This window comes from Oceanobacillus caeni (assembly GCF_042678465.1).
GTDB classification, from domain to species: Bacteria; Bacillota; Bacilli; order Bacillales; family Amphibacillaceae; genus Oceanobacillus; species Oceanobacillus caeni.
Window position 1 is genome coordinate 1 of record NZ_JBHTKV010000050.1, and the last position, 8950, is coordinate 8950.

The window sequence follows — 8950 nt, forward strand, 5'->3', positions numbered from 1 at the left end:
CTTGTTACCCACCCGCATAGCAGGTGGTTTTCTGTTTCGCACGCTGCCGCGTACTCAACGGACTAAAGTCATAATAATGAAAAGACTGAAATTTTAAGTTAAGAATTTCAGTCTTTTCTATAACTAATTTTAATTAGTCACACTAATCTTAGGTGCAAAAATTTGTTTATATTGGTAATCTCCATCCACCTCATCTATGGCAATAACGCATGCATTATCAAACGGTTTAGGTTTTGCTTTATTATCGATTGGCCACTGCATCATAAACGTCAAAAATGCATGCATGAAAGCAGAATGACTTACCATGATCACATCTTCATAACGATTTTGTTGCTTGACTCGCTGAAGAAACGTATTATAAAACATAGTGGCACGAAGGTAGACATCTGCCATTGATTCTCCATTTGGATAGCGATAGAAAAACGAACCAGAAGCTTTAAATTCCTTCTTTAGCTGTGGTGTACGATTATTAATGTTAAGCAAGTTTCCTAATTCCCACTCGCGTATTAATGGATTTTGGAGAAAAGGAACTTCACCCGGTAGTTCCGCATGTATGGCTTTGGCGGTTTGCATCGTTCGTGCATAAGGTGAACTATATAAAATAGTTTTTTCACTTACTACGTTTTTCAAAAAATCAGCTGTAGCTTTTGCCTGCTTCTGCCCAAGTTCTGTTAAATTGTGCTCCGAATCATGAATGTGTTCCATTATCGTATAATCTACATTATGTTCGGATTCCCCGTGCCTTATTAAATAAATCGTCAAACCCTTCACCCCTTGTTCTTTCCGAATTTATTTAAATTTCCCTTAATTAACATTCTCTTCTCTACTTTATCAAATTTTATTAATGTTGGTAAAGTGAAATGTTAAAATTATTGGAATATTAATAAAAAGGACTTCCGTTAGCGAGATTTCCTTGATACCCTACTGATGCGAAAAAAGACAATCCACCATCGGCAGATTGTCTTCACTCTTATTTTATTTCATATATCGATACTCCAACAAACTCTTCAGTGCGGCTACTTCTTCTAACAATTCCTGTCCGACATTCGTTTCTCGAACCATCTTCCGTTCCACTTCTTCATCCACTACCCGTTTCACGGATAAAACATCTGTTCCATTTTCTAATAAATTTTCTTTAGAATTAAAATGTTTATGAGCAACGAGTTTCATACCGTATGAATTATAAAGTAACGTGTATCCAGCGATTCCTGTTGTAGATTGATAAGCCTTAGAGAAGCCCCCATCAATGACAATCATCTTCCCATTTGCTTTAATTGGGTTTTCCCCTTCAATTTCTTTTACAGGTGTGTGGCCATTTATGATATGACTATGATCTGGATCAAGCCCAAAGTCTGTTAAAATTTTACGGCAAATATCTTCATTTTCACGTAGATAGTAATATGGATTCTTCGTTTCTTTATGGGTTTCTTTGTCCTTTATAAAATATCGTTCAAAGGTTGTCATGGCTCTTTTTCCAAATAGTGATGAATATTCTCCAGTCCATAAATACCAGACCATATCTGTTGAGAGATCATCTGTTTCTTCTGGATGAGCAAATGCATATCGTAAATGATACTCAAAAATATCAAGTAAATCACGACCGCCATATGTAGTATCTTCAATTACCATTTCTTCCATATTTCCCTTTTCATCTAAAGGAATGCAGCCATGAATTAATAAGTTACCGTTATATTTTAAATAGAGGCTACCTTTTTTCATAAGAAAATGGATGTGTCTTGCTAGTTTCTCTGAATGCTGAACAGAGAATAATAGTTTGTCAATCACTTCTTGTTCTTCTTCTATAAGTTGTTCTGGATTATCGGGGTTAACGGTTGCGAAACAGGTGTTTTCAAGTTTGTACGTCTTCCCTTGAATCTTTATTTCATTTTTATCATAATCAATATTCTCAAGCAAAAGTCTTTCTGACATGTTAAAGAATGGACGTCTTTTAATAATAGGCATTTCCAGTTTGAACTGAATCATCGCAATGGCTTGATGCATTTTCGTGATTTGTAAACGTTCTTGATCGGTTATTTTTTTACCTGTCTGTACCTTAGGTCTAAAAGCTGGATTGTCTGTGTAATACTTTTCCGCAAGATTAAGAAGAGGTCTTAAATTGATTCCATACACATCTTCAATAATATCCAAATTATCGTACCTAGCGCTAATGCGGAGAATATTAGCGAGACAAACTTTTGAACCTGAGAAGGCACCTATCCATAATACATCATGATTTCCCCATTGAATATCAACTGAATGATAATCAATCAATGTATCCATAATTTTATCAGGTTGCGGCCCACGATCATAAATATCCCCAACTACATGAAGATGGTCCACTACTAATCGCTGCATACAATAAGCAAGCCCAATAATCAATTTATCAGCCTGGCCAAGAGAAATTACTCGTTCGACAATGATATTGTAATAAGGTTCCTTATTTAATAGTTCATCTTCCGTTTTATATAGTAACTCTTCAATGATATATACAAATTGCTTCGGTAAGGCTCTTCGTAATTTCGAACGTGTATATTTTGAAGAAGCGAAAGATATAAGCTTGACTAAATGTTTAATGGTTTCTGCATACCAGTCGTGTAACTCCTTATTATTGCCGAAGTTATGTTTTATTAATTGTAGCTTATCTTCAGGATAATAAACCAATGTTGTCAATTCATTAATTTTTTCCTCTGATAGAACGCTAAAGAATAGCTCTACAATTTTCTCCCTTACTCTACCAGAACCATTTCTTAAAACATGTTGGAAGGATTGAAACTCCCCATGTAAGTCACTTACAAAGTGCTCTGTCCCTTTTGGTAAATTAAGAATGGCTTCCAGATTAATTAGTTCATTAATCACTTTCTCCTCACTATCATATTTCTCTGCAAGTAAATCCAAATATTTCTTATTCATTATGATTCATCCCCCCTATAGGCTCCTAATTGGTTAATAGAATATCATTAGTACTAGGAAATTAAATATTTTTATAGAGTATGTTCTTATATTTTAACATATTGGGTAATTTTTTATTATATTAAGGGGCTATCGTATTCATTAATTACATGATATACCTGCCAAGCTTGTATTTTTTCAGGGTTTTATACGTCACAGGTCTTGAGGGAATCTCCTGCTCCTTAAGTGATGAAAAAAGTGCCTAGCCCCACTGCTTTATTATAGTTCAGCAGTGGGGCTAGGCACCTTAACGTGGATTTACGATCTTTAAAATATGAATCAGATAAAAACACTTCATTGATAACTATTATACTTATTTGTCCTTTCTCCAATATTCCCTGTGGTAAGTACAAACGAGACGTTAGCTACTTACTCTATTTTTCACTGTACCGAATAAGTATTCTATATAGGTACATCTAGTGTCTAAATAACTAATTCTAAATATAGAAGAAAATTTTATATCCATTTTCTTCTTGAAATTCGCTGTTGAAAATCTCTATTTTTAAATTCAAGTGCATGGTCTCTTTCCCTTTGTTTTCTTTGATCTCTTTCAATTAAAGAATCTAGTTTTTTTACTGCCCTTTCCAATTCCATTTCATTTATTTCACCTTTAGCATAAATACTGCATAAAATACTATATGCAATAGCTTTTGTTTCTATATTTATAACTAGATCTACATCTGAATTTCCGCTTTTATCTATCAGTGTATTTAACCTATTTTCAAGTCGTTTTTCCACTTTTCTTAACACCTCATATCGATAGAGGGATACTTTTTCTAAGTACCCCTCTGAAATTTAGTTAGATATCAAATCTTTGATTTTGATCTTGATCTTGCTCCTGATCGGAATCTGATTCGGATCTAGCGCGTACTCTTGCACGAGAATCACTGTCTACGTGAATATCCACATCTACTCTTGAGTTACCACTCTTTACTACTTTAGCAATGTTAGTATTCTTATCTTTAACTTGGACTTCATTTTCATTGTCTGAATCAATGTCACTTCTAAAATCAAGTTCGTTATCTACATCGCTTCTTGAACTACTTCTGGAATTACTTCTTGACTCTGAATTACCAGATCGCCTTCCATCGTCCCCGAAGAAATCTGGGTTTCTCCATACTTTGCTCATAGCTTTCCCTCCTTTTTCTTTTGTCGATATATTATATTCGTGTTATGGAGACATGCTTAGATGATAACCCTATTAAAGTATGGTTAAAGACATATTTTTCAAGAAGTTTTAAGGAACACTATTATGTAAACCCATTTTTAATAACATCACACTATCGTCATTACAGGCAAAAAAACACAGGATATTTATCAATGCTAATAAGCCAAAAACGTGTATTCGGATTTTCCGAATACACGTTTTTTGGCTAATGGTTGTTTTCTCTTGTAGTAGCCATACCTTGAATTAAATTTTCTTCACTTGATTCATGATAAATCTGCTTTTCGGTAAACTCGGCATTCGCCTCATACTATAACTTAGGTTTTGGTCTGGTACATTGTAATCCATATGATTCACCAGCAAGTTTAAGCTTGTTTTCATTATTTCAATAGTCAATACTTCCCCAGGACAACGATGACCTTTAGCATACTTTCCGCCACCTTGAGGAATAAAATCATAGGGATTCTCTGTTCTATCTTTGAACCGTTCAGGATTAAATTGCTCTGGATTATTCCATATATCAGGATGGTGATTTGTCCCATAAATATCTAACAGAACAAGGTTTCCCTTTTTAAAATCATGTCCTTTCCATAGAAAATCTTCACGTACTCTAGCTACTGCACATGGGAAAAATGGATAATAGCGGCGTACTTCCTGTACAAACATTTCATAAACATCTTCCCTGGCGTGGGATAGCCTTTCTTTTTCTTTCGGATTTTCAACTAAGGATAATGCAACAAAAACAATATAGATAGTAATAGCAACAATTGGACGTATAATATTAAGGATCTCTACAGCTACTACCTCGGGATTTAAAAGTTCTCCATGTGTGTCCCGATACCAAGTCATACGATGTAGGGCTGTTTCTTCAGGTGCATCAAGGTTCCCTTTACGAACATCTTTAACTATGTTTTGCAACCACATCTCTAAAGTATTCCGAGCTTGTCTCCCTTTCCAATGTCGTGGACCAACAGATCCAGCGGAATCAAATAACGCCTCCAATTGTCTTGCTCTGATGGCGATATCATTTTGGGGTAATGGAACCCCTGCCCATTTACAAGCTGTCGTAGCTAATATGTTTGTTACTTCTTCATATAAAACAATCTTTTCCTTATGAATCCACACATCAAGCGTTGATGTCCATTCCTCTCTAAATATCCTTACAACATCTTGTAGTCGTTTCTCCGTCATTAGTGACAAAAATAATTGTTTTCGATGTTTGTGACTGGAATCATCTATTGTTTGTATCGATTTTTCACCGAATAAAGTTTGCCGTAATCTTTTGGGAGCGGCTCCATTTCTTTTCAACTTTAATTCGTCATAGAAAATTTTAACGGCCTCTTCCCCAGCAATGCAAACAGTCTTCTGTCCACCTAGCAACCTAGTTTCAAACATATCTCTTCCAAAACGTTTTCTTCGATTTGATATGTATAAATAGCCATCTTTCAACATAGCTAATGTATTATCAAAACCTTTATCAATTGGAATCTGCTCTCGATATGGCATTATCACTCACTCCATTTAATTATTGGTTAGAAATCGGACTCCTATCATTAGTATGTCTTGTATATCCTTATTATATGAGAAGCCAAAAAGAAAACAGATGACGGCTATGTGTGTTTCAAATGCTTGACAAAATAAAAAGGAAGAGTAGCTCCCTTCCCTCTTTTTCTATTTATTCACTTCGATCTGATGCTCTGTATGTTCATGAAGACCTTCGTCATTTTCAACATGAATGACTATTTTGTACATTCCTTCTTTAGCAAACGAATAGGAATTAGTGTATTCACCTGAAACAGTTTCGTCCGCGTCAACCCAATCATGTATATCCGAGTTGTCATTAACAATTTCATATCGGACACGAGCGCCCTCAAACGGTTCATCCTTCATCTGTAAATTTACAGTAAGCTTTACTTCTTCATTTACCTTCGTATTTTCTGGTTTTATAAAGTGCATATCAAGACCTTCCCCATGACCAGAATGTTCATGGGTTTCTCCATCATGTTGATGTTCATCCTCGTGATTGGAACTTGCTCCGTCTCCAATGGTAATTGATTTTTTCGGCATCGTGTGCAAATCTCTTGCCGTCGTATGGGCATACATTTCATAAACTCCATCTGAATCAAAAGATACTTGTGCTGTGTATGTACCATCCTCATTATTGTTAGCTTCAATCTTAGTACTATCCTCTTCATTTCCTTGTTTCCAATATTCAAAAGTGACTTCATCCGCATCCTTCACTTTTTCATCCCCATATGTAACGATTGCCTTCAATTCTACTGTTTCACCTACATCAGCCTTATCAACTACTTCGAAATCAACTTCAAGCATTTTTAGCTCTTCTGATTCCTGCGACTGATCCGTATCATTATCATTATTACATGCAGCTAAAACAGCCATTGTTAATGCCACAATCAATATTAAAATTCTTCTCCCCACTTTTCATAACCTCCACTACTTTGTCTAATGATGTTTTCTAGAACACGGGTCATTTCCATTCAACTTAAGGATACGGACTTGCACCCTAACAACAATGTAACAGTAGCATGACAGCTAATCAATAGATTATATGTGAAAGATATGTGAAAACGCCTTGTTACACATCAGTAGTGATTTTAAAACATAGGATACGTGTTTCTTGGACAAATTAATGGTAAGGAGGGATACTTTCAAATGAAGAAAAAACAAAACCAACCAGAACAAGGAATTCTTGAATTAAACAAAGGTTTCTATGGAGAAAATCTTAATGAGACCTTTGTGGACCTTTTAGGAAAAAATAATATTGAGCTAGATATTAATAATCCTAAGAATAATGATAAAGATAATGAAGATATGTAACTTTAATGGAACAACTTCAATTGCTTAATCCAGGTTAATTTGCAATGTGAGTGTCTTTTTATTCTGTTTTGTGCATTAAAATAGATAGGGGGAATCCCCTATCTAAATATTCATCAAAAATTCAAAATAGTTATAGCTAAAATCTTAGAACGTTCAAATAACGATTCAATACTGATATGCTAATTAGTGTAATTTTACAGTTATATCTCTGTTAATGCGAATGTCTAGAACGCGTAGGAAAGGACTGTTCCTGTTCGGCCAAGTATTCGAATTTATACCATGTAACAAGCATGAGCACTCCGCTTACAATAAGAAGTAAACTCGTTACAACAAATACTGTAGAGAACCCATTGATTGCAGCCAAAAATCCACCAAGTGCAGGTCCAATGATATTCCCTAAAAATCGTAAACTAGTATTGTATCCTATTACTTCTCCTTGCATGGAAAGTGGTGCTGCAGTTCGTATGTAAGCCATTCGAACTGGAACAATACCACCTATGGATACACCTAATAAGAATCGTAAAATGACAAGTTGCCATATATTCGTTACAAATGCACCTGGTAAGTAAACCATTCCTGCAACAAAAAGTAAAATGATTAGAATCTTAGTATGTCCATGCTTATCTCCATATTTCCCCCAACGTCTTGACATTAGTAAATTTCCCAGGCCCGCGGCTGAAAAGGCTAAGCCTGCAAAGAATGCCAAACTTTCAGGGCCATGAATTTCGGCAACAAATAAGGAAAGAATGGGCTGAATACTAAAGTGTGCGATTTGAACAAGTGTAGATAAGAGCAAAACAACGAGTAGTACAGGACTACGTAATATATATAGGATTACTTCTTTACTAGAGTAAGATTTATAATCTTTTGCATCATTTGAGAGTTTAACGTTGATTTCTTTTATTCCAAAAGCTACGAGAATGGCTGAAATAAAGATTGTTAATGAAATCCACTTAAATGTCCCAGCAAAACCAAACGTATCAGCAAGTATTCCCCCTAGCATTGGTCCCATTAATGAGCCCGTAATATTTCCAGTTTGCAATGTTCCAAGTACTTTACCAGCGACTTCTTTAGGTGTTTGTGTTGAAATGAAAGCTTGAGACATTGGGATAAAGCCGGTTACAATTCCCATAAAAAGCCGTAATAAAAAAAGTTGCCAAACCGTTGTAGCAAACCCCATTAGAAAAACAGAAACGCCAATTCCTATAGCAGATATAATGAGAATCGGTTTTCTTCCGTGTTTATCACCAAATCTTCCCCAAATCGGTGAAAAAATAAATGCTGTGACAAAGGTAACCGCGAAAGTTAATCCTGACCATGTTTGAACATATGAATCAGAGAAGTTTCCCATTGATTCAATGTATAAGGAAAGGAATGGAATAACCATTGTCATACTTCCGGCAATAAAAAAATTAGCAAACCACATGATTGCTAAGTTACGCTTGACCGTTAATTCTGAATCAACGATTGTATTACCTTCCTTCAACATATAATTATATTGGTACTTTAAGCATACCCTATTAAAGAAAAAATTTAAAGAATACAGCTCTAACTGTATAATTTGTACAATATCGTAAAGGTCCATAATGCCTTTACTACATTATCTATACTCACCGACTGTCAGTGAAACTCCTTCAATGAATAATTACTTTCATTCCGGTAAATGTAATAATGGTTGTATTCGGTTAAATATTAATGTGTTTGAAGAAATATGCAGTATCTAACCCAACTTTCCATGCATATTTCATGAACCGAAAAACCGTACCATATCATATATTGGAGGAATGAACATGGTTAAAGACGGAAAAACAGATAAGGTGAAAACAAATAAAGCCAAGCTACCAGATGAGCAACGACGAGCAAAAGGCAGATCGAATGCAAGGAATACTCGTAGCTAATTCTCACCTAGTGTGAAGCACCCAAATCATGACCACCCGTCCAACGGGTGGTTTGCACAACGGCTATAAGCCTATACTACCGACCAGCGTCTCAAGGCGC

General features: G+C 35.4%; 8 protein-coding genes. 1 reads left to right on the forward strand and 7 read right to left on the reverse strand.

What is annotated here, in order from left to right:
* Positions 1 to 129: 129 nt before the first annotated feature.
* The 6 genes from ACFQ18_RS17605 to ACFQ18_RS17630 all read right to left on the reverse strand — a co-directional run bounded on the left by ACFQ18_RS17605 (position 130) and on the right by ACFQ18_RS17630 (position 6553).
* Positions 130 to 762 (reverse strand): histidine phosphatase family protein, encoded by a 633-nt coding sequence (locus tag ACFQ18_RS17605; protein WP_052771698.1) that lies wholly within the window; start codon positions 760 to 762, stop codon positions 130 to 132.
* A gap of 213 nt (positions 763 to 975) precedes the next feature.
* Positions 976 to 2910, reverse strand: coding sequence for a fructose-1,6-bisphosphatase (locus ACFQ18_RS17610; protein WP_204798813.1), 1935 nt, complete (start codon positions 2908 to 2910; stop codon positions 976 to 978).
* Between the two features lie 495 nt (positions 2911 to 3405).
* Positions 3406 to 3687: a hypothetical protein gene (locus ACFQ18_RS17615; RefSeq protein WP_052771699.1), complete on the reverse strand. Its 282-nt coding sequence runs from the start codon at positions 3685 to 3687 to the stop codon at positions 3406 to 3408.
* A 61-nt stretch (positions 3688 to 3748) separates the two neighbouring features.
* Positions 3749 to 4078: a hypothetical protein gene (locus tag ACFQ18_RS17620; protein WP_052771700.1), complete on the reverse strand. Its 330-nt coding sequence runs from the start codon at positions 4076 to 4078 to the stop codon at positions 3749 to 3751.
* A 282-nt stretch (positions 4079 to 4360) separates the two neighbouring features.
* Positions 4361 to 5620, reverse strand: a complete 1260-nt coding sequence (locus ACFQ18_RS17625) for a cytochrome P450 (protein WP_047185070.1) — start codon at positions 5618 to 5620, stop codon at positions 4361 to 4363.
* Positions 5621 to 5785: 165 nt separating this feature from the next.
* A complete protein-coding gene (locus tag ACFQ18_RS17630) occupies positions 5786 to 6553 on the reverse strand; it encodes a FixH family protein (protein ID WP_047185071.1) in 768 nt (255 codons plus the stop codon).
* A 234-nt stretch (positions 6554 to 6787) separates the two neighbouring features.
* Between ACFQ18_RS17630 and ACFQ18_RS17635 the strand changes: the two genes are divergently transcribed.
* Positions 6788 to 6952 carry a hypothetical protein gene (locus ACFQ18_RS17635; protein WP_157851576.1) on the forward strand — a complete coding sequence of 55 codons (165 nt, stop codon included), beginning with the start codon at positions 6788 to 6790 and terminating at the stop codon, positions 6950 to 6952.
* Positions 6953 to 7163: 211 nt separating this feature from the next.
* Here the strand turns inward: ACFQ18_RS17635 and ACFQ18_RS17640 are convergent, their stop codons facing one another.
* The gene (locus tag ACFQ18_RS17640) at positions 7164 to 8441 is read right to left on the reverse strand and encodes an MFS transporter (RefSeq protein WP_047185072.1); all 1278 of its coding nucleotides are present in this window, start codon (positions 8439 to 8441) and stop codon (positions 7164 to 7166) included.
* Positions 8442 to 8950: the final 509 nt, after the last annotated feature.